At 51.9% G+C, this 20,744-nt stretch carries 16 protein-coding genes; 8 read left to right on the top strand and 8 right to left on the bottom strand.

All coding sequences use genetic code 11. From position 1 onward, the window contains the following. Position 1 precedes the first annotated feature (1 nt). Positions 2–388, bottom strand: coding sequence for a hypothetical protein (locus F7R90_RS06975; RefSeq protein ID WP_158056535.1), 387 nt, complete (start codon positions 386–388; stop codon positions 2–4). A gap of 2 nt (positions 389–390) precedes the next feature. After that, positions 391–3,663 (bottom strand): DUF499 domain-containing protein, encoded by a 3,273-nt coding sequence (locus F7R90_RS06970; RefSeq protein ID WP_158056534.1) that lies wholly within the window; start codon positions 3,661–3,663, stop codon positions 391–393. Positions 3,664–3,856: 193 nt separating this feature from the next. Between F7R90_RS06970 and F7R90_RS06965 the strand changes: the two genes are divergently transcribed. The 5 genes from F7R90_RS06965 to F7R90_RS06945 all read left to right on the top strand — a co-directional run bounded on the left by F7R90_RS06965 (position 3,857) and on the right by F7R90_RS06945 (position 11,892). After that, positions 3,857–5,185 (top strand): PDDEXK family nuclease, encoded by a 1,329-nt coding sequence (locus F7R90_RS06965; protein ID WP_158056533.1) that lies wholly within the window; start codon positions 3,857–3,859, stop codon positions 5,183–5,185. Positions 5,186–5,262: 77 nt separating this feature from the next. After that, entirely contained in the window at positions 5,263–7,914 is a 2,652-nt protein-coding gene (locus tag F7R90_RS06960; protein ID WP_158056532.1) for a DUF1156 domain-containing protein, read from the top strand. A gap of 29 nt (positions 7,915–7,943) precedes the next feature. Then, positions 7,944–8,900, top strand: coding sequence for a restriction endonuclease (locus F7R90_RS06955; RefSeq protein ID WP_158056531.1), 957 nt, complete (start codon positions 7,944–7,946; stop codon positions 8,898–8,900). Positions 8,901–8,981: 81 nt separating this feature from the next. Next, complete coding sequence (locus F7R90_RS06950; RefSeq protein WP_158056530.1) at positions 8,982–10,739, top strand: DEAD/DEAH box helicase; 1,758 nt, start codon at positions 8,982–8,984, stop codon at positions 10,737–10,739. Beyond that, complete coding sequence (locus F7R90_RS06945) at positions 10,732–11,892, top strand: hypothetical protein (protein ID WP_158056529.1); 1,161 nt, start codon at positions 10,732–10,734, stop codon at positions 11,890–11,892. The genes F7R90_RS06950 and F7R90_RS06945 overlap by 8 nt, the downstream gene beginning before the upstream one ends. Positions 11,893–11,896: 4 nt before the next feature. On the opposite strand, the gene F7R90_RS06940 is transcribed toward F7R90_RS06945, so the two are convergent. After that, positions 11,897–12,601 (bottom strand): hypothetical protein, encoded by a 705-nt coding sequence (locus tag F7R90_RS06940; RefSeq protein ID WP_158056528.1) that lies wholly within the window; start codon positions 12,599–12,601, stop codon positions 11,897–11,899. Between the two features lie 368 nt (positions 12,602–12,969). Between F7R90_RS06940 and F7R90_RS06935 the strand changes: the two genes are divergently transcribed. Beyond that, complete coding sequence (locus F7R90_RS06935) at positions 12,970–13,992, top strand: hypothetical protein (RefSeq protein ID WP_158056527.1); 1,023 nt, start codon at positions 12,970–12,972, stop codon at positions 13,990–13,992. 211 nt (positions 13,993–14,203) lie between these two features. Here F7R90_RS06935 and F7R90_RS06930 read toward each other — a convergent pair whose 3' ends face one another. Further along, positions 14,204–14,407, bottom strand: coding sequence for a hypothetical protein (locus tag F7R90_RS06930; protein WP_158056526.1), 204 nt, complete (start codon positions 14,405–14,407; stop codon positions 14,204–14,206). A gap of 385 nt (positions 14,408–14,792) precedes the next feature. After that, entirely contained in the window at positions 14,793–15,470 is a 678-nt protein-coding gene (locus tag F7R90_RS06925) for an IS6 family transposase (protein ID WP_158056525.1), read from the bottom strand. A 318-nt stretch (positions 15,471–15,788) separates the two neighbouring features. Here F7R90_RS06925 and F7R90_RS06920 point away from each other — a divergent pair, with 318 nt between their 5' ends. Continuing rightward, entirely contained in the window at positions 15,789–16,169 is a 381-nt protein-coding gene (locus F7R90_RS06920) for a hypothetical protein (RefSeq protein ID WP_158056524.1), read from the top strand. 113 nt (positions 16,170–16,282) lie between these two features. Here the strand turns inward: F7R90_RS06920 and F7R90_RS06915 are convergent, their stop codons facing one another. The 3 genes from F7R90_RS06915 to F7R90_RS06905 all read right to left on the bottom strand — a co-directional run bounded on the left by F7R90_RS06915 (position 16,283) and on the right by F7R90_RS06905 (position 18,631). Continuing rightward, positions 16,283–16,690, bottom strand: coding sequence for a hypothetical protein (locus tag F7R90_RS06915; RefSeq protein ID WP_225741283.1), 408 nt, complete (start codon positions 16,688–16,690; stop codon positions 16,283–16,285). 118 nt (positions 16,691–16,808) lie between these two features. Beyond that, on the bottom strand, positions 16,809–17,156 hold the full coding sequence (locus tag F7R90_RS06910; protein WP_158056522.1) for a hypothetical protein: 348 nt from the start codon (positions 17,154–17,156) through the stop codon (positions 16,809–16,811). Positions 17,157–17,788: 632 nt separating this feature from the next. Further along, entirely contained in the window at positions 17,789–18,631 is an 843-nt protein-coding gene (locus tag F7R90_RS06905; protein WP_158056521.1) for a hypothetical protein, read from the bottom strand. Between the two features lie 292 nt (positions 18,632–18,923). Between F7R90_RS06905 and F7R90_RS06900 the strand changes: the two genes are divergently transcribed. Beyond that, a complete protein-coding gene (locus tag F7R90_RS06900) occupies positions 18,924–19,949 on the top strand; it encodes a hypothetical protein (RefSeq protein WP_158056520.1) in 1,026 nt (341 codons plus the stop codon). The last annotated feature ends 795 nt before the right edge of the window (positions 19,950–20,744 follow it).

Raw genomic sequence — 20,744 nt, 5'->3', positions numbered from 1 at the left:
CTCAGAACGGTGCAGTGAGCCATTCGCTGCTCCGGCGGTCAATCTGTGGCCCGAAGATGCGACTGAGTCGATGGAAATCGTTTCCGGCCTGTAACTCGAAGTCCCGTTGCCGACGCTGAAACGACCCCTCGACGGCGAATTGAACCGTTGGTAGCGGATCGCGGTTCTCAAGACCGTTCGCCCGACGATCCATCACTGCCGACAACTCGTTTACCGCATCGTTGTCGCCGAATACATCGTCGAGGCCAACGACACAGAGTTCGTCCGGAACATCGTTCTCACGAAGCATCTCCTCGAACTCCTCAACGGGCACCTGATGGTCAAAAAGGTCGTACTCGTCCTTGGCGACGATGTTGTACTCACCGGGGAGTTTACCGTGTTCGACCATTGTTACTCGAAGTTGATTTCGACGGAGATATTCGACGCCTCGTCCGGCATCTGCTCGAAGAGGTCGCGTACCTTTGTGAAGTCCTCTCCCGCTTCGAGCGTCAGCTTCGTCATCGTCTCTTTGATCCTCGCAGCGCCTTGGAGCGGCCCGGGAATGCCCATCCGGTTGTCCAGCTGGAATCTCACCTCTCCATAGGTGACTTCCCCGGAGTCCTCGTCTTGACGCCATTTCCGCCGAAGTTCTGCCACGTCATCGCCGTTGAACACGAAGCGCCAGCCGCCACTCGGCACTCGGAACTGATACCCCGGCGACCACCGTGTCGGATCGCCCGAGCCATCCGACGCGATCACGTACTCTGGTTCGGCCTCGCGTCCGAGGTTCTGCAGGAGGTATGTCTGAACGGCGTCTTCGGAGACAGACTCGTCGAATCGTTCGGCCACGCTTCCGACCGTGAACTCGTCGCCCCCGTCGAGATCGTCGATATAGTCAAGGATCTGCTCGCCGACGTCGTCCGGCACTACGGGGACAAGCGTCACGTCCCTCGAATCACAGTTGTCGAAGTTGTCGAGTGAGTCCGTGTATTCGCGATCGATGTCGACGAGATAATCGTCCACGAGGAAGTCGATTACTGCCTCCCGGAACGCTTGCTTGGTCTCGTCTCCCGGAAGGTAGACTGTCTCGTCGCGGCGGATTTCTTCGAGGATTCGGTGGGTGTTCGACCGACCGCTCCCCTCCAAGGCGTCGCCAATGCGTTCGCGAACCTCGGGAGTGCCGATTCGCTCGGCGTCCGAAATGTCGCGGATCGTCGCGTCAGATTTGGCCTTCGTAGCGATCTCTGTGCCACTGTAGAGGACGTATTGATCGTCCTGCGCGAGGCTGGCGGTAGCTGTCATCACCGTGTCGTGGCCATCGCCTTCCAGCCAGATTTCGGTATCCTCGAAGAGTTCGAGCTCGAAGTTCCCGATGTCGATCGCCTTCGTTCCGCTACCGAATCGCCGCCGGAGTTCCTCTACGACGTCGTCGACCGTCCACCGTTGCACGTCGCTCTCTTTCAATATCGTGGTGTCGAGGGAGCTGCCCTGTAGCGATTCAGAGAAGCCATTGGAGCCGTGTGTGATCACCGATTTGTCTTCAAGCGCCTCAACAGCAGCATTCAGCACATCGTTCGGGCTACCCGGAATCGGATATTTAGGTTCGCAAAGGAATTGTTCGTAGATGTCCTCGAAAGTAGCTTCATCACGTCGATCAATTAGATCCTCCACTATTTCCCAAATATTCTCTCTTAGCTCGAGTCCCGATGTAGTTGCCTCTTCTACGATGTTCGACGCATCAAGTTCTTCTTTATCATCACCGACAAATACGTTGAGATCCATTTCCGCAGCGAGCTCAAACCCGTTGAGAAGATCAATTCCGTCAAGAACCTCTCCATAGGCTAGCTCGACACGATCTCGTAGTTCGCGCTGCTCATCCTCTTTTTGGCGTTCTACAGAAGTCTGTATCTCGCTATCAAGAGAACCGTCGTCTAACACGCGTTCAGCCCCTTTGATATACCGGGATTTTTCGATGAATCCCGTACCTGATTCAATCGCCTTGCTTCCAGATGGTTGAACGAACACGAGTGTATTACGCCAATCGCGACCGCGACTACCATCAGAATTTTTGATTACAGCTTCGATATTGTCCTGCGTCCAATCGCTGGCATTGACGACGACCTTAATTTCGCGAGTGTTTGGAACCTGTTTCAAATCACCATCTGTGAACCCGACAGGGTACGCATTGTTACCGAAAACTTGCCCGACAGTGTCGGAAATTTGGCTTAATGCAACTTGCTCGTCAACATCCTCGGCCTTGTTTTGAATGAGTGCGTTAGGATTCTGCCGGTCGCGGATGGCGTACTTGCCGTTGAGCTTGTGGAGGTACCACGCGACTCCGTAGAGCTGCTCGAGATTCAGGACGATGTCTGAAACGAGGTCGCCCGTCTGGTAAGTTCCCATTACGATCTCGGCCTTGCCCGCGCCCTCGCCCTCGTCGGGCTTGAGACTGTATAGGAGAATCGTGTTCAGGATGCGACGGCCGTAGGGAATCGCGTCAGGGGCGACACGGTTGCGGATGTCGTCGATACAGACACCCGGACGGTCGATATTGATTCGAGTAAGCTCATCGTCGAACAGGACGGCATCGATGTCGCCGTGCGTTACGAGATCGGTCTCTTCAATGAGTAGGGAGGCTTCCTCGTCGTCTGGGTCGGCCTTGGAATCAGCAGCGGTCGTCAGAATCTTCGAGAAGAGATAGATCATTCCCCGCGTGTTCTGGTTGCCCTCGTCAGCGTAGTATCGTGTTTCGAGGGCATTCAGGAGGACAGGGTGGAACGGGTACGTCTCGCGCATCTCATTCGCGAGGTCACTCGGGATGTCAGAGTCCGGCACGTGGTCATTGTCGGCGTATGCGTCCACGTAGCCCGAAACAGTCTCGTCGACAGCGTCCTCGTCGATGTCGTCGATAAGGCGGTGGCGAATAACCTCCTGCTTGCTGACCTTGCTGCTCATATTGACTTCAGATGCATTCTCCCTGTCGAGGATTCGGTGAACGTCAGAACCCTTCCGAAGGACGGAAACGATGGCGAAGACGCCACTGTCGTTGAGGTCGGCTGCTTCGAGGAAGGCTTGGAGGAAGCCGCGGTTGCGCTTCTTCCGGTCGCCACTCAACGGCTCGAACCAGTCTTCGAGTTCGTCCATCAGGTACGCGACCGTACGCCCGTCGGCGGCCTCCTGAATAGTCTCCATATCTGGATACGGGTCGAGATCGCTCTCTGACGCGTCGTAGTCAAGAACGTCGAAGAGTGGCTCCCAGAGGTAGTCAGGCTGACGCTGTTGGAGCGAGACAGTGACTGCCTCTGAATTATCCTCTTCAGGCAAGGCGTCACTGAAGCCGTCGACGTGATGATCGCCGAACTCGCCGGCGGCCTCGGGATCGGCGAAACAGTGGTACATCGCCACCATCTGGTGAGACTTCCCACTCCCGTACGGCCCATAGAGGATGTGCGTGCCGTAATTGGCGTCACCCCGAAGAGTATCACGAAGGTCGACGAAGCCCTCACGAAGACCCTGAGTCATCAGCGTCCGGTCGAAGAAGGTAGACGCGTCGGCCTCGAACTCATCTTCCTCAACGACGTTGTAGAGTTTGACTTGCCCGTCGATCTCGCCTTCCTCTCGGAGTTCCCGGCTTATCGTGACCGTGTCCGCGATCGTTCGTGTAAGAGAATCCGCACTAGCCATTCGTTATTCTGATAAGTGTCTGTAAATAGCTTAAATACTGCGGTAACTGTCCTCGGCTTGCCGCCCTTGGAGACCTACAGTCGAGGAGTCCAACGGTATCACAGAATCACCGCTGATTCACTCGACGTTGATGTCTCCCGTTGGCGTAAATATACAGTCATAAACAGAACCCGGCGTATCTCTGCAGACAATAATGGTCATTCCGGAGGACATCTTCCAGGAGTTCGTAGACAGTGAAGAGGCCCAAGAGTACTACAGAGAACACAACAGCAAGCGAGACGATGTCGCCGAGGAGAAGATTCGACCGCTTATCGACGATTTCCAGAGTGATGACGTCGACATCGTTGAGTTCAAGAGCCGGATCGACGGTCTCAACAAGCGAAACCAGCTCTGGGGGTTCGACGGCTTCATCGGCCAGATGCATTTTAACAAGCTGTTCAATGCCGCCCCAGACGAGGTCGATTTCGGCGACCGGCTCCGGGAGGCTATCCAGCCGCCCGAGTCGGTAGACGAGGCTGGAGCAAAGATCGATTCGTTCGCCGAGTACACGCAGCGGTTGAAGGACAACGACATCGATTCCGACCCTTTCCCGAAGTCGACGATCTTCTTCCTCAGTTACTTCTGGCACATTCAACGGCCTACTGAGTGGCCGATATTCTATCCGACATCGGAGCAGTATCTCGGCGATGTGGGCCTACTCGATACCGATGCGCCGTACGGAACGCGATACGTGAACTTCGTCGAGACGCTGGACGAACTGCGAGTGGAGGCTGAACCGTGGTTAGAAAGTCCGGTCGAGTATCGGGACGTAGACAATGCAACCTACTGGCACGAAGATTGGGACGATTCCGAAATCGAGGAGGAAGAAGCAGGTGGTGGAATCGAAGAGACGGAGACATTCGTCGACGTCGATAAGCCGTACCTTCCGCCGGTCGTCGCCGACTTAGACGAAGTCGCGGCCGGCACAGACGAAGCCGTGAACCGGTACGCGCCGGTCGATACCGATCTCCCGATTATCTTCGAGCAAAAATGCGGTACCTTATTCGAGATGCTCGGGTTCGACACCGAGGTTTTGGGACAGGGCTCTGGTCGAAATCCAGACGGAATCGCCGAGGCGGCTCGGAACGACTACGCAGTCATTTATGACGCGAAGAAACGAGAAGAAGGATATCGAATCGGCCGCGACGACCGGACGATCCGGGAGTACATCGAGACCCATACGCGTCGGCTCCGTGACCAGGGCAAGCGGCACATCTACTTCGCCATCGTCTCGAGTTCGTTCCGTGACACTGAGGAATCGACGTTGCGTGATCTACGGACGAATACCGATATCGACAACATCGTCCTGCTCAAGGCCGACGTGCTGCAGGAACTACTTCGGATGCGGCTGGAGGAGCCGTACCTGAACCTTGACGACGTGGAGTGGGTGTTCGGGAACCGGCCCGGAGAGATTCAATCTGAGGAACTAGAGAATATCGTTCCCGAATGGCGGCAAAGCGATAGTGAGTTTTCCGTCTCATAGGAAGTCTTCAATCAACTTTCAAGCCGCATATCGGAAAGCTATACATGGCCCCAACATAACGTAGTAGGCATAGATCAATGTCTCAGGAAATCGGAGAGTCTGGCGAAGATGGGCGGGAGACACTTCCTATCGAAAAAGGATTTCCCATAGAACGCGTTAACGAAATTGCTGAAAAAGAGGAACGCGCTAAGCGACATTATCGTCCGATTTATACGATGCACAAATGGTGGGCAAGGCGACACGGCTGCGTCTTTCGTGCTATCTGTCTTTATACGTTATTGGATGATGACGAGAAAGTAACGGTTCACGAACCCGGTATAAACGGCTCTCTCAGTGATTTCAGCGACGATAGCAATAATATACAGGATCTATTGGAAAGCGTCGATCTTGCGAATCCAGAAAGTCTATGGAAACTTTATTCAAAAGATGTCAGTGTAGATGGGAAAAAAATTCTTGACCCGTTCATGGGAGGTGGAACATCTCTTGTTGAAGCCTCTCGATTTGGGGCCAAATCGGTTGGATACGATCTAAACCCAGTAGCGTGGTTTGTTTCAAAGAAAGAGGTTGAGGCCGGGCAGTCTGATTTAGACGAAATCGAATCAGCATTTGAGCAAGTAAAAGACGATGTTTCTGAGGATATTCTCAGGTTCTATCAAACTTCTTGCCCAAACGGGAATCATAAGGCAGATGTAATGTATTATATGTGGGTCAAGGAATTGGATTGCGTTTCTTGTGAGTCAACGGTTCCTCTATATAAGGATTATCGAGTTGGAAAAGGCCGGTATGAAAACCAGGGTAGTTATAATGTTCTCTGTCCAGAATGTGAATCAGTCGTACTGGTAGATGATTGGCAACAAGAATCCTCCTGTTCTGAATGTAGTCACTACTTCACCCCATCAGAAGGAAATATTGATCGTGGGTATATTTGCGAAGACTGTGGACAAAAGTACGGAGTCTTAGACGGTATTCAAGAACAAGGAGGGTTTGACCAGCGACTCTATGCAGTTGAATATTATTGTCCGACCTGTGATTCTAACGGGCGATCAAAATCAGAAGTGAAAGGGTACAAAGCAGTTGAAGAAGAAGATATTCAACTCTATGAGGAAGCAGCGGAAGAATGGTCAAGTTCAGATGAACTGAAAGAGTATGTACCCAATGAAGAGATTCCTCCCGGGATTAAAACGGATAGCACCCTGTTTGAAGGGAGTATTGGTGGGGGGCATAACGTTCTTCGCCACGGTTTCAAACAGTGGAAGGACATGTTCAATGACCGCCAGCTATTGGCATTATCGAAGATATTGAGATCTATTGACGGAATTGAGAACCAAAATGCTGCTGAGTATCTTCTTCTAGCGTTTTCTGATGCGTTGAGAACGAATACAGTTATGACACCATATCAATCATCTGCAAATAAATCAAACCATATTTTCAAATCAAATTCATTCGATCCTCCTCAGCAGCCTGTCGAAGGTAATGTCTGGGGAACAAAATATGGGATGGGGACGTTTGAGTCTATCTGGGAAATGGTTATTAATGGAATTAAATATGCACACGAACCAACCGAGAGATATATCGAAGAGGATGATACGATTGAGTCACCTCCATTCAGACAAAAAATCGGTGATGAAGCGTCTACTTATTGTGGAGACATGCGAGAATTAAATGGTGAAAACGAATTTGATGCAGTAATTACAGACCCACCCTATTATGACAATGTTATTTACTCAGAGCTATCTGACTTCTTTTATGTTTGGCAGCGTGTACTGTTAGAAGATGAATATGAGGTATTTGAACCTGAAAAAACACCCAGAGCTGAAAGTATTGTAGCTAATCCTGCAGCTAAGAAGGGTGCTAACGAATTTGAAGATGAAATCAGACAAGCATTTAATGCGATTTCAAAATCACTCAAGCAAGATGGTGTCCTTACCTTCACATACCATCACAGTGACGTTGAATCTTGGGGCGAACTTCTATCTGCACTCTGTGATGTAGGATTTGAGGTCACCGCGACTTATCCCATTTCTGCGGACACCCACAAGTTCTTCGAGGGAGAAGCTGTCTCGTTTGACATTATTATTGTCGCCCGTCCTGCAACAGAACGGAATCCAATTTCTTGGAACAGTCTCCGACGGAACATCTACCGAACTGCCCGGAAAACCCGCCAACGTCTAGAAGAGAACCGGGACCTCTCACGCGGCGACATTGGCGTCGTCGAGATGGGACGCTGTTTCCATGAGTACTCGAAGCACCACGGTAAGGTCGAACGGGCTGGCGAGACGATGACCGCGAAGGAGGTCGTCGACGAGATTTATGGCGTCATCCAGCACGGGAGCGACATCGGTGAGATCGACGTCTTCCTTGACCTGCTGGAGACCCCAAACGCGTCCTACGACGACCTCAATAAACTCTCCCGTGGGACAAACGCCACACCAGAGCGCATGGAGGACATGCGCCTCTACCAGATGGACGACGGCTTCAAGCTCGGTACTTGGGATGACGAGAAGCGCATCGTTTACATCCAGTCACGCGTAAACAGCGACGAAGAACTCACCGACCTCGACAAGGCGCAGTTCCTTCGCTACCGCTGGGAACATGGCAAGTCCGTCTCCGAGTACCTCAGCAAGTGGGAGATTACCGACGACCTGCGCGAGTTGTGTGAAGGACTCGCCGATGCGACTGGAGACGACACCTACCGGAACATTCTGGAGTCGCGGCTGAGCGACTACTAACTACAGCTAATCTCCGAATCAAAGTACAAATGACCTCCGAGTTTCTGAAGGAAAAGCTTCGATCAATTCCCCCTGATGAATTTGAGCAGTTCGTCGCTGACGTCTGGGCGCAATATGGTTATCAGACAGAGGTCACTCCCCCAGGGAAGGACAGAGGCGTTGACGTATGGGCGTCTCGGGAGTTCCCCTATCCCCGAACGGAGGTGATCCAAGTCAAACGATATGCCCAAGAGAATCCGGTAAGTAGCCCGGACGTTCAACAGTATTCTGCCCTGCGGAAACAGGAGAACGCCGATCTCGCTCTTATTGTCACCACGAGTAGATTCACAAGCGAGGCGAAGGAAATTGCTTCCGACCTCGGGGTGGAAATTCTAGATGCACACAGACTCGTCGCCACGGTGTCAACCGATAACCACTATCGGTTATTAGCGGAATATGCACCGATCAACGATACAGCAGGTCATCGATTATCTCTGGAACCGATGGCCGACGAGCTTGTCGAAAGTACGGGATTGGAAGACCCTGTAGCGGTTCGTGATTTGCTCTATTCGTTCTTCGACTCTCATCCCCCGAAGCCGTCTATTGGCAAGCAGGCAACGCTTCACGCATTTACCAAGCAGGATGGATGGGACCAAACGACAAGAGTGAGATGGGACTCAAAACCCTCGTTAAGCGCCCCAGAAATCGCCGACGCCCTCCTCAGGGACGCGGATCAGTTCAAGCGAGGAAGTCCGACGACCAAGAACGTCGCTCTCCGAGCGGCGATTTCCAAGATATTGGATGAGCAAATACGGCCGTCACCAGCCGAAATGTCTGCATCAGAACTCGCTGAGTGGTTCATTGAAACCTTCGACGAAGAACAGATCCCGGCAGTCTTAGAATATCCCACGGACGCATGTGAGAGTGCCGAAAAAATTATTGATACGACGGATTCTGTTGCCGTCAACAGGTTACGAGTCGCTGAAAAGCTGGAGCAAGCATACTAACTCGCTAAACTGGGACTGCGTTCAGCACGATCTCCTGAAGAGCGAAAAACAATAACACCTCGAATAAAATGATAGATGCAGATGTCGAGAGATAACCTCGTGGACGTGGAGTTCCGCCACGAGGAAGGAACTGAACTAGTGGCTGAGTTTGGAGACGCGTCCTCACTTGAGAATCACCGTCTCACCATACAGGCCAACCGTCTACAGGCGGGGCAACCGGACTCAGAACTCCGGTCGCTCTCACATCTTGACGAGGAAGACGTCAAGCTCCTCGAACACCAAGTAGACGCTGCACACCGTGCTCTCTTCGAGATGGACGGGAAGGCACTTCTCGCCGACGAGGTTGGCCTCGGGAAGACAATCGAAGTCGGGATGATCCTCAAGGAGATGCACCACCGCGGCACCGACGACGCTGTGCTGATTCTCACGCCGGCACAGCTCGCCCAACAGTGGCAGGCCGAGATGCTTGAGAAGTTCGGCCTCAAGTTCATCTGCAACTACGACGATGACTTCGCCGGCTTCGACGCCCATGACCATATCATTGCCAGCATCGACACCGCGAAGAGCGACCGACACCGCTCAACCGTCCTCGCCCGCGACTGGGACGTTTTCGTGCTGGACGAGGCTCATTATGTGAAGAATGAGGAGACAGACCGCTACGCACTCCTTGACAAGCTCTCTTACGACTACGCGTTCTTCCTCACCGCGACACCGATTCAGAACGACGTCACCGACCTCTATAATATCATCTCCCTGCTCCGGCCGGGTCTGTTTGGGACGCGTGAGGCGTTTCACCATTACTTCGTGAACAAATCACAAGAAACGCTGGTCAACCGCAACGAACTCCAAAACCGGCTTCGCGAGGTGATGATCCGCAACCGGCGCGGGGAAACGGACATCGACTTCACGCCACGCAACGTCACTACCCGTACCTTCACTCCGTCGCCTGCGGAGCGCGATCTCTACGAGGCGGTCACAGAGTACGTTCGTGGGGCATATCGAGAGAGTCAGGGACAGAAACTCGTCCTGATGACGCTCCAGAAGGAGGTTGTCAGCAGTCCAGCGGCGCTCAGGGGAACGGTTGAACGTCAGCTCGACGGCGAGGGAAGCCGACCCGCTCACGCCGACAAGCTCGAGGAGATTCTCGAGCGGATTGACGCAGTCGAGACGCCGACGAAACTTGATCGCGTCCAGCGAATCACTCAAGAAGCGCAGGAGCGCGTCGACAAGGGACGCGTTATCGTCTTCACACAATTCCGTGCTACACAGCGGGAACTTCTGGAGACGCTCGCCGAGGAGGGTTACACGACCCACGCGTTCCACGGCGGCCACTCTAGCGACGAGAAGGAGGAAATCGTCGAACGGTTCGAGGATGAAGGCGGCGTTCTCGTCTCGACGGACGCGATGAATGAGGGGCGGAATCTCCAGTTCTGCAACGTGATGGTCAACTACGATCTCCCGTGGAACCCGATGAAGGTCGAACAACGCATCGGCCGCATCCATCGCATCGGGCAGGATCGTGAGGTCTACGTGTTCAATATCGCGCTGAAGGATACTATTGAAGAATATGTGCTGGAGCGACTCTACCACAAGATCGACCTGTTCCAGCAGTCTGTCGGCGAACTGAGCGAGATCCTAACCCGGCTGGAGGAGACTGGGCGCAACTTTGAAGATGACGTGTTCGAGCGATTAGTCGAAGCGGATTCTGAGGTCGAGTTGGAGAACGACTTCGACGCGATGGCTGTCGATCTACAGGAGCAGCGCGACCTCGCCGACAAACTTGAGGATTTCAACGCCGGCGTTTTCGAGGGCTTCGACTTGGGGGCTGACGATGACTGACGCTACTCTGCCAGTTACGCAACGCACGGTCGAACAGTTCACGGAGAGCTATCTGGCCTCGCTTGGCGCCGAGATCACGAAGGAGGGTGGACGGTGGTCAATCACACTTCCCGACGGCGCGGACACCGACCTTGAATTAGATGGGGCTGTATTGGAGATCGTCGACGAACCGAACGACGTCGGCGATGATTCCCTCGTTATTGCCCCTGAGAGCCCGTTCGTGGAACGGATGCTCGATGAGGCGGCCGACAGAACGCCGGTCAGCTCGATGTCGCTCACAGGCGATCACGTCGATATTCAGCTCCCTCCGTGGATTGCTTCCGGCCCGGCTGAGGCCGTAGATAGTTCCTTCACGCCATACTACGATCGACAGGCCGTCTGTGCGCTCTTCCACGTCGGGATTGAGACCGTCAGCGAGTATCAGCGCGAGGAGCTTCACGCCGTAGCTATCGACCTCAACGATCACGAGGAGCGTCCCCGGCTCGCTGAGACATATCTTGAGATGGTTGACGGCAAGCAAGGAGAACTCGCCGATGGAAGTCCTATTGACGAACCGGTACTGACTGATGCACTTGATACGGCACGGACTACCCTCAAGAACGAATTGGCTTCCATCGTGAAGGAAACTCGTGAACGGGCGACACGTGCATTCGAGGTTGAACTTGACGAGTACCGACAGTTCGTGCGCCAGCGCCGTGACGAGTTGGAGGACGAGATCAATCGTCTGACCACGCGTGTCGAAGAGACGACCGAAACAATCGATGAAGCTTCATCACAGGATGAGCGCGTCGAGGCACTCCGGAAGCGAAAAGAACTCCAAGCGGAGCTAGACGACCTGCGTGCCGAAATAGACGATGTGACGTCTCAGATTGAGGCGGGCTTTCCCGAGAAACGTCGAGACATCCGGGAGCGACACGCGCTCACCGTTCGAATGAGTCCTGTCTCTGTAACTTCGGTCTCATACGAGCGCGGTGATCTCGACCTCACACTGGGGGTAGATGATACTACGGTCACGAGATCATATGGGTACGCCGTCGGCACTGGCGTGATGGAGGACGTAACCTGCGAACGATGTGGCCGGCCGCTAACCGTGGAGAATCCTCTCACCTTGGAAGGAAACCAAACGATCGGAAGTGCCTGCTGCGACGAGTGAGGAACTAATCACCCAACTGATAGAGTAGAAGATTAGAATTGCGGTCAATAACGTTCGCCGTAAGAGCATCGGCAGTCGTTTCGGCGGTCGAAACGCCGAAAGCACAAATCTCTGCCGGACTTCCGTACCCGATGCCGGTCAGCGTCTCTCGCAACTCAGGATCCAACTCGGCGTTCCCGATGTCGATTGTCACCACTCCAGCGTCGCGAAGTGCTTCGAAGGCCGTCGATGTCCGCGACAGAACGACCCCACCAGACTGCAAGAAGGACAGTTCCTCCGTGAGAATAGTCAACCGTCGGTTTTCTCGATCAGGGTCGTCAATAACATTCGTCTGGGATAGGAACGCCGGCGTCGTTTCGGCCGAAAACACCTCCACATCATTCTCATCGAGAAGGTCGATGATATCGTCCCGAAACGCTGCCTCGGCTTGTCCCCGATAGAAATCCCATACGGCTGTCTTTCGCACCGTAGACTGTTTCTCGTCCGAAACAAGCTTGTGAAAGGTTGCGGGGACGAACAGGTCTCCGAGACGCGGTTTAGTTGGTGTCGGGCCGAGCGTGGCCTGCGTCTGAGACGTGAAAATCCCAGAGTTGACTAACCGTTCGAGAGAGCGGTTGGCGACGAGTAAAGATGGGTCAAGCAGCGTATCGATCGGCGGTTGGAATTTGCGATCAAGTTCTGTTCGTAGCTGATCGTTGCCGTTTCTCATCGGTACCCGATTCAATACAATACCTGATAGTTGTGGTGAACTGATCGCTACACAATTCACCGATAATTCGTTTGAGAGTGACAGATAATCTCCACACAGAAGTTGGAATTGTGTTCTGTTCAACGGTATCGAGTATCTACAGGTTCGCCCGGTAGTGTGACCGAATGGAGACCCACCCAAAGTCGCGACTACTCCAGTTCGTCGACCAAGCAGTTCACTTGACCCGGCGGTGCTGTCGGACTGTGACCACGTGTTCGTCGTCGCGGCGGACTACTATCACATGGGAGCGCGACGAGTTATGTAATGCAACGCCGAAGGTCGAAATTACTAAATCCTTATCTCGTAGCTCTCGGTACAGTCGAAGTACGATGGGGGAAAAGCAAACATCGGGAGAAACGGGTATAACGAAGCATTTGTCTAACGCTGGAGATCAAATCATCCATCGATCGAAGACTTCCGGTCGCTCAGGGGGCGTGGGGAATCCCCTGACATTCGCTCCACTCCACGACACCTTCGAGCGGGCGTCTTATTATATTCGGAGTGCCGACGCGCACGAAGAATCTTCCAGCTTTGTCGCCCACGATATCGCGGGAGAAGTATTTGGGAGTCTCACTAATCTTCCGGGTGTCGATAGTGACTCTGGGTGGTGGTGTATAGATCAGACCGACGGCGCATGGTGGGGGACTGGACTCCACTCATTTGCGAAGCAATTCCAGGTTCCTGCAAAATCGCACTTCCATATCGAGAACACTCACCACAACGGGAGTGCTGTCTGGATTGCACCGGTCGGTGACCGTCTTCGAGGCGTTGAGGCCGTTACTTTCGCTGGTGATCCCTCTGACCAACCGGGCGATGGAAAGACTCTTCGAGAGTCGATACGGCGGCCAACCATCTCTTTCCTCCTTTCCGCTGAGCAGCCTTCGGGGCTCGCTGAAGCGACTCGAACGGTCAATATGCCATTCTATACTAACCAAGAAAAGCCTGAAAGCGAGCTTGTTGGTAGTGCTGAGAAAGACGAGTGGAAAGACCGGAGAGGGACGTTCGCGATCCCTGCATCAAACGAGAATCTTCAGGCAAGGGTTTGCCAGTCTCTTGAACAGACAGACGGTCCGCATGGTCCAGAAGTCGAGGTCACAAACCCGTATTTTGGACTTCACACCAAAGCAGCAGAGGACTTCGGCCGCGCTCAACTCTCGCTTCCGGACGCACAGAACCTCGCATATAGGTTCGCCGCGTACGAGCGTCTCTCTGCGCATCCCCCGGATATTACTGACCTAAGTAATCTCAGTCCTGGCGACCAACTCAAGGTCACTAGCATTGAACTTACATATCTACCGGAATGTGGCATTTCGTTTGCCCCGGCAAATGCAGAAGTCCACGTCACTCAGTAACCTCCTCAAGGAATGAGAAGCCAATACTGTTCTTACTTAAAAAACCAGAATAATTTTTGATTGTAGGAACCTTATTACGCGATAGAGGATGTAGAATGGAATTTGATAACCCAACAGAAGCAAGTAACGACTCCGAAGACGAACAGTCAAATGTCACCGTACAAATTCCCGTTGAACAGAAGTAACTGTGGGAAGAAGTGGCGTACGTAAATTAGAGGCCTCCTTTTTCGTTCCAGTGTTCGAGGTAGTCAATGCAGTCCTGTCGCATCTTCCAACGTTGGTGTTTCTTTCGAAGCTTCTGAACGCCCCCGTAGAACATAATTAGGCCCAATAACAGCCATTCTACGATGGTTCCCATTGCTGCGATTGTACCGATTGATGCTGACATGAACCAGTTGAGGATTTCTGCGAACATTTCTTAGAAGTTAGACTCGACACTAAAAAAGCTTCTCCGACAATTGCTCAAAAAACGTAACGTTCGAAGGCGAATGGAGATATTTTCTCACAATCGGTCGTTGATTTGCGCAGATGCTACCGGCGTTCGCCGTTCATGAAATCGGTGGCCGGTCGGACCGACACACCGAGTTTAGTTGTCTGTACGTCCGTCGTACTCAGACGTAGAAGATATTGCGAATTTGGAGGAATGAACTCCTCCGACCTCTAACCTTTCATTGAGAACACTCACGCCAAAGTCAACACTCGGGCGAAAGCTTGGAGTCGGACAACTTCTAATTGAATCTAATCTGAATCTCTGCGTTCCTCGACTCCATTTTCAGATAGGATGCTAAGAGAGGCACTGTCTAGTTTTCCTCCTCAGCTGGCGTGCGTTCATCGAGTGCTTGGTGCGGTCGCTGAACATTGTAGTAGTGGACGAACGACGCAAGCCACTGGCGGACGCTCCGCCGACTGCCCACCCACGACGAATGGAAGCGGTCGATCCGCATCTTAAGGGTCTGAAACCACTTTTCGATCTGGTTTCGGTCAGTGTAGTCAAGCCGACCGCTCAATTCTAATCGAGAGAGGGCAGTCAGATATCCATAGCCATCGACTAGAAACACAGTTTCTGAACAATCGTGTTTCTGGGTGAGGCCGTGGAGGAACGCAGCCGCTGGATCAGTGCCTCGTCGTCCAAACACGGCAGCATCGAGCAGCAGCTTTGTGTCGAGGTCAATTGCAGCATACACCCAAGACCACTCACCATCGATCCTGACAGCGGTCTCATCGACCGCGACCCGCGTCGGCGTCGCCGACGGCGGGTCGCCGACGCTGTCAGCTAACCGATGTACCCAACTCCAGACCGCTCCATGCGTCCGATCAACGCCGAGGAGCCCAAGAATCGCTGCTGTTTCTCTGAGCGAACATCCGGCAGCGTGGAGGCGGACGGCGAACGCCCTGACGGGCGTCGCCGTCCGCTCCCGCTGCCAACATTCAAGAGTAGCCGTGTCTAACGTCTCTCTGAGCAGGTTTGCGAGTTTCATTCCAACCAACCGCACAACCTGCTCACTTCTCAAACCGCGCTAACTAGACAGTGCCCTAAGAGATAAAGAGATACTGTTCTGACAAGAATGGTGGCGTTCGAGTAAAACAATCTCACCTGAACTCAGCCAACTATTACTTGTTTTAGGGGGAAAGCATAAGTGATAGGATATCTTAATCAGATTCGCATAACATATGAGTACGGAATTGTTCACAGCACTGTTCGAAACTGGAGTGTACGTCACTCTGCTAGCCATGCTCGCAGCAGCGGGGTATCAAGCAGTCACTGGCATCCTTCAGTAAGAACAGTCAATCCCTCCATGAGTCAAAACACAGACCAACTCGACCCCGACGAACAGGTCCCGACAAATGTCCTCGAAGAGCAACAGTACACCGACTTGTCGAGTGAAGAGCAGGAGCGACTGAACGAGTATATGAACTCAGTCTCCGAAGTTGAGCAGGACCGAAAGTGGCGGACTCTGTTCGATAATGCTCCGTCAGCGACGCTTCCGTTCATTGTCTACTGCACCTACGTATCAGCCAATGCGCTGGTCGCCACAATCATCTTGATAACTAAGACGCAGGGAATATTGCCGTACTACCTCATCATAGCAGGAGCAATGATTCTCCCGCTGATTGCACTGCCATCTGGTTCGTTCACCAACACCTTCAGTTGGGTCAGAAACGCCGTATCCAGCTGAAGAACGCCGTCCTAAGCTCGCAGTGAACCAGTCTAACGCCCGCTCTCAGCCGTTCGGGCTATATCCGAAAGGAAAGAATCAATCCATCCTTCCACACGGCTGACGACTACGCTCTACAAGTAGTCTTCCAAGAAAGTAAGCAAGTAGCCGATTAGGGTACCGAGGAGAAGTGTATAGGCACTTCCCTGTAGAACGCCGGTATAGGTGAGCCAAGAAGCGGAAAGAAGTACTACTGAAAATAAACCACCAACTACCATTACCATTCTCCATTGGTATTTTAGGCCTTGTTCCTTCGCAGTGTTCCATTTATCAAATGTTGTTTCAATCAACTTCTCTGCATCATCTGGATTCTCAAGTAACGGTCGAATCGCATTTTCTTGAGGTTGGTTAGTCTGTGGAGTCGGATTTTGGATTGTTGAAGGTTCTGGAGCGGTCTGGCCTTGCAATTGAGGCAGGTTCGGGTAATTGAGAATAATATTTTCTTGTGGAATATCATGTTCTTCGTGCAGATGAGTAGCCATCTCGTCTAAGGAATCCAACTCCTCTGTGCAGAACTCACAGGAATAGGGTGCGGGCATATTCTTAATACGAATGTTAACAAGCGAATGAAATAAGAGTGTTTACTTAACCAACGGAATTCTAGAAAGACCAGTCAAAATTGTGGCTACGTGGCTCCTCGGCGAGTCCACGACCTGCTGCCTTCCCTCCGGCGTAGGAATCTGCTTGAATCGGACCAGTCTCAATCCTCACGGTCTTCCCACCATTACCTTGCTTCATTCCATCGACCAGATGTTCCAGGATTACGGCTTCGCCCTTGTGGACCTGACCGATTTCAGCGTTTTCGACGACACCACCTGAATAAAGTCCGGGGACGACTGGACCTCCTCCACTGCCTCCATTCCCACTGCCACCTCCGACGCCGGGAATACTCGGCAGAGAGATGTCGCTCTTAAACTCAATCAGTGAGATGAGCTTGAGTTGAATCAATAATAAGATCGTTGTCTGCTCCCGCAACGAGGATTGTACTGCTGAAGACAGCTTGAACAACCATAAGTGCCCCTCGGCGAAGTGAGCGAACAGGTTATCTACTTCTTCGTATATGCCCTTAGCCTGCTCATTAGCCTCAGAAGGAATTACTATTTCATCGACAAATAGAAGTCACCAATAAATTCGTACCACGCACTGCGCTCTGCTTGCGTAGGTGTATGGGATGACTTTGATTTGTTCTGAAAACGGGCGGCGTACTCCTCTGCAAGGAAAATATCGAGGTTAGCCGTGGATTGACACTGACACTTTCGATCGGACAGCCGATAAGAGAGATATGCCTTGTAAATCATACGCAATTCTTTGGCCCCAACTGGATACTCCGAACCACTGCCCTGCTTCTTCGAAGCCATCTTGGACAAACATGTCTCCAGCCTTGCCAAATTTTCCCTCTGTAGCCAAGGAGATGGCCTTGTCGTCCAATTCAGACCTGCAATTCGTTGTCATTAGCAGTCAACCTCCTTGAAAGGGTCATGCTTATGTCTTCCTGCTGCCTCTACCGGAGAATTCACATCTGGAAGAATGGGTTTTGCCTCAGCCTATCAGTATATATTGCTTTCAGCCAGTAATAGAGTCTATAGCTTAGATATTGTATATAGTTCTATAACCTCCATAGTTATAGTAATTAGCATGGCTAATCCAAAAACTCCTATAGTTGCCTGAAATCCTTGAAGATAGTCCAGAATAATTGTTGGTATGCCGGCTGAGATTAATAGGCTAAGAAAGGCAATAATGGCACCGAGAATTATGGCGATCGCGGGCAACGGTTCTCTTTGCTCCCGCCAATTATTCACATGAAAGGATACTGTCGATTCTGATTGCGACATATTATCCCCGTCGAAATATGTGAATATAAGGTTGGTTTTATAATCACCGGAGGGGGAAGTATCAGATATATTATAAAATAATTCAATTGGGGCTATTCCATCTGAAGCACTCTCCGACATGATTTGTGGAAGCAGTTCTCCTCGTTGCAAAGGATATTTTTTACTAACTTTATGCCATTCTGGCTTGTCGGCGAAATATGCTTGTGGAATACCAAGGTTAGTGCCGAAGGGGTCTACTACCCGTTTAGGCGCTATTCCGCTATGGGTTGCTGGTTTACCTGCGATGATATTGTTACCTTGTGGTCTTTTCACTTCACTTATGCTAGTTATTATCCCCCCTACCCCTTTGTGAGAAAGGACATTAGGATGAGGATGAACTATCGATAATTTGTTCCGTTCCGGAATTCCATACCCAGAAAGGTAAATAGAGACACGTACGGTTTCTCCCGGATTGACCTCTGGAGTCCTTAACACAGGGACAATAGTGTATCGGGCTTGTGTAGTTTCAACTGCAGTCTGACTTTCAAACGAAAACTCGTCTTTAATCCATTGTGTTAAATCAAAGTCAATGACTTTGTCTAAATCGGTCAAGGTTTCCCTCTAGAGCCTTAACCAGCAATGACAATAATAATATTTCGCTGGATTGTCTTCATTACCGGAAATTAGTTTTTGGTATCACTTTCGCTCTCCGAACGGCTCGATAGACTACCGGATGCTGTAGTGCCGCATCTTGGGTTAATTCCTGTTTCGACGAGCCGCGCGACCGTCGCCCGAGAGGTCTCGGCACAGTCATATTCTGGTACCGCGCTCGTGGTTGGGACACTCCTTCAGCGGTTCGACGGCCGGGGATAGATATAAAACAAGCACCATTCTGTCATCCTTCATGGAAGTTTCCGCTGAGTGGGTTCAATTCGAAATTCCGTATATACTACAGGTGGAGGACTCTTTCGAGGGCAACAAGGCCGCACGATTTCGTTCCAGTATTGAAGGCGTGCCAGCCGAGCTTCAATTTAAAAAGGAAGCTCGCGAGGGTGCAGAGGGCGAAAGGCCGGGGATGATGTTTGGACAGGTTGAGGGCGACCGATTAGGGAATGTCTCCTATACGAAGGTCAAGGTCGGTTTCGACAGGCAGTTGCTTGACGCTCTACCCGACGACCTTGATGACGATTTTGAGGCCGTGAAAGAGGGCAGCCCGACCAAGTGGCTGAAGAACCTCGACGGACGAGAAGGGCGAATCATACGCGCCGCAGTAGACCACGTGAATCAATTCTTGGAAGTGTATCGTGCCTCTCTGGAGTATTACTGGATTCGTGGTGTTAGCCCCTCAGAGGTCGTTTACTTCATGCGGGCAACGGTGTTCGAGAATGGAGATACGTACGACCACGGCACTATGTATCCGGGGAGCGCACTGACGCCCGGAACTTCAACCATCGACAAAGAGGCCCACGATACAATCGAAGCCCGACTGGACACAGAACACAAAGTCCCCATCACGATTTCTCTTCGTTTGGACGCTAGGGACAAGCTCGACTTGGGCGAATATCGGCTCGCGGTCATCACCGCTGGGACGATGTTTGAAACATTCCTCAAAGACGGGCTAAAGGACCTAATGACGGCCCAAGGTATACCTGATGACGAGATAGAGTCAGTGTTTGTAGATGACGGAGACTACACTTCCATTACGACGCTTGCGAAAGAAACGGTGCCTAAAACGCTCCACTTTGACTTTGAGGCAACTGATGAGTTCGAGGCGTGGGACGAGAAAACGAGGGAGATGCGGAACCGGGTTGTTCACGAAGGATACGTGCCTTCCGAAGAAGAGGCGAGAGCGGCATATGAGGCCGCCGACGATGCGGTGGAGTTCTTGACTGACAAGATGATTGAGCGTCATGAGAAACTAAGAGATTAGGTGAGCAGAACCGGTGTCGTATTTTGAGGCATTCTTCGCTACTACACTAAGTTGGACTATCTAACGCTTATTCAGAATACCATGACTCTATCCTTTGGATAGCGTGGATGTCGTGCTTGTAATATCGTCGCTCGCCGTCTGGTTTGTACACCGCAATACCATATTTGTCCGAATCAGGTCGGTACCACTTTTCGGGATACTCACTTAGCACACGGTCAATCCGCTTCTGTCTCTGGTTACTGTAGCAGTCAGAGCACAAACCATCAGTAGAGTCTCGACCGACACCGATGTAGACTGACGCAGTATATGTATCCCCACACTCGTTGCAATCTCGCTCTTCACTGTACGTCTTCTTGGAGGTCATATTGCCTCATTATTGGTAGACTGCATATATTGGTTGAGATTGTGTACCCGTAGCTAGCGGTGTAATCGAGTTGAGGTACAACTCGATCGTTTCTTTGCCCGAGTATCTCCGAAGCACCGATATTCGTTAGAATCACGTCTCATGCTCCTAGAAGAGGACGGGAGTGACATTAACGCGATTGGAATTGACTGTTGTCCGATGGCGATGTAGATGCCAGTAGATAGGGGCCCAGAGCAAATATGTAGAATTTATGCTCGGATTCACTCTTGCACGTGACTAACGCGCTTCTGATAAAGGTATTGGAATTCTGACGCTCCTGGACTTGGTACTCGTGAATGCTGAATCAAAATCAAGCATGCGAGAAGTTACCCGCGAAGGGTTCTAATCGAAACCCAGTTCCCGCCTTCATTCTCGTACTCCCCGCCATTCAT

It is taken from the genome of Halorussus halophilus (assembly GCF_008831545.1).
Taxonomy (GTDB): Archaea; Halobacteriota; Halobacteria; order Halobacteriales; family Haladaptataceae; genus Halorussus; species Halorussus halophilus.
This window is presented reverse-complemented; position numbering and strand designations above follow the sequence as displayed.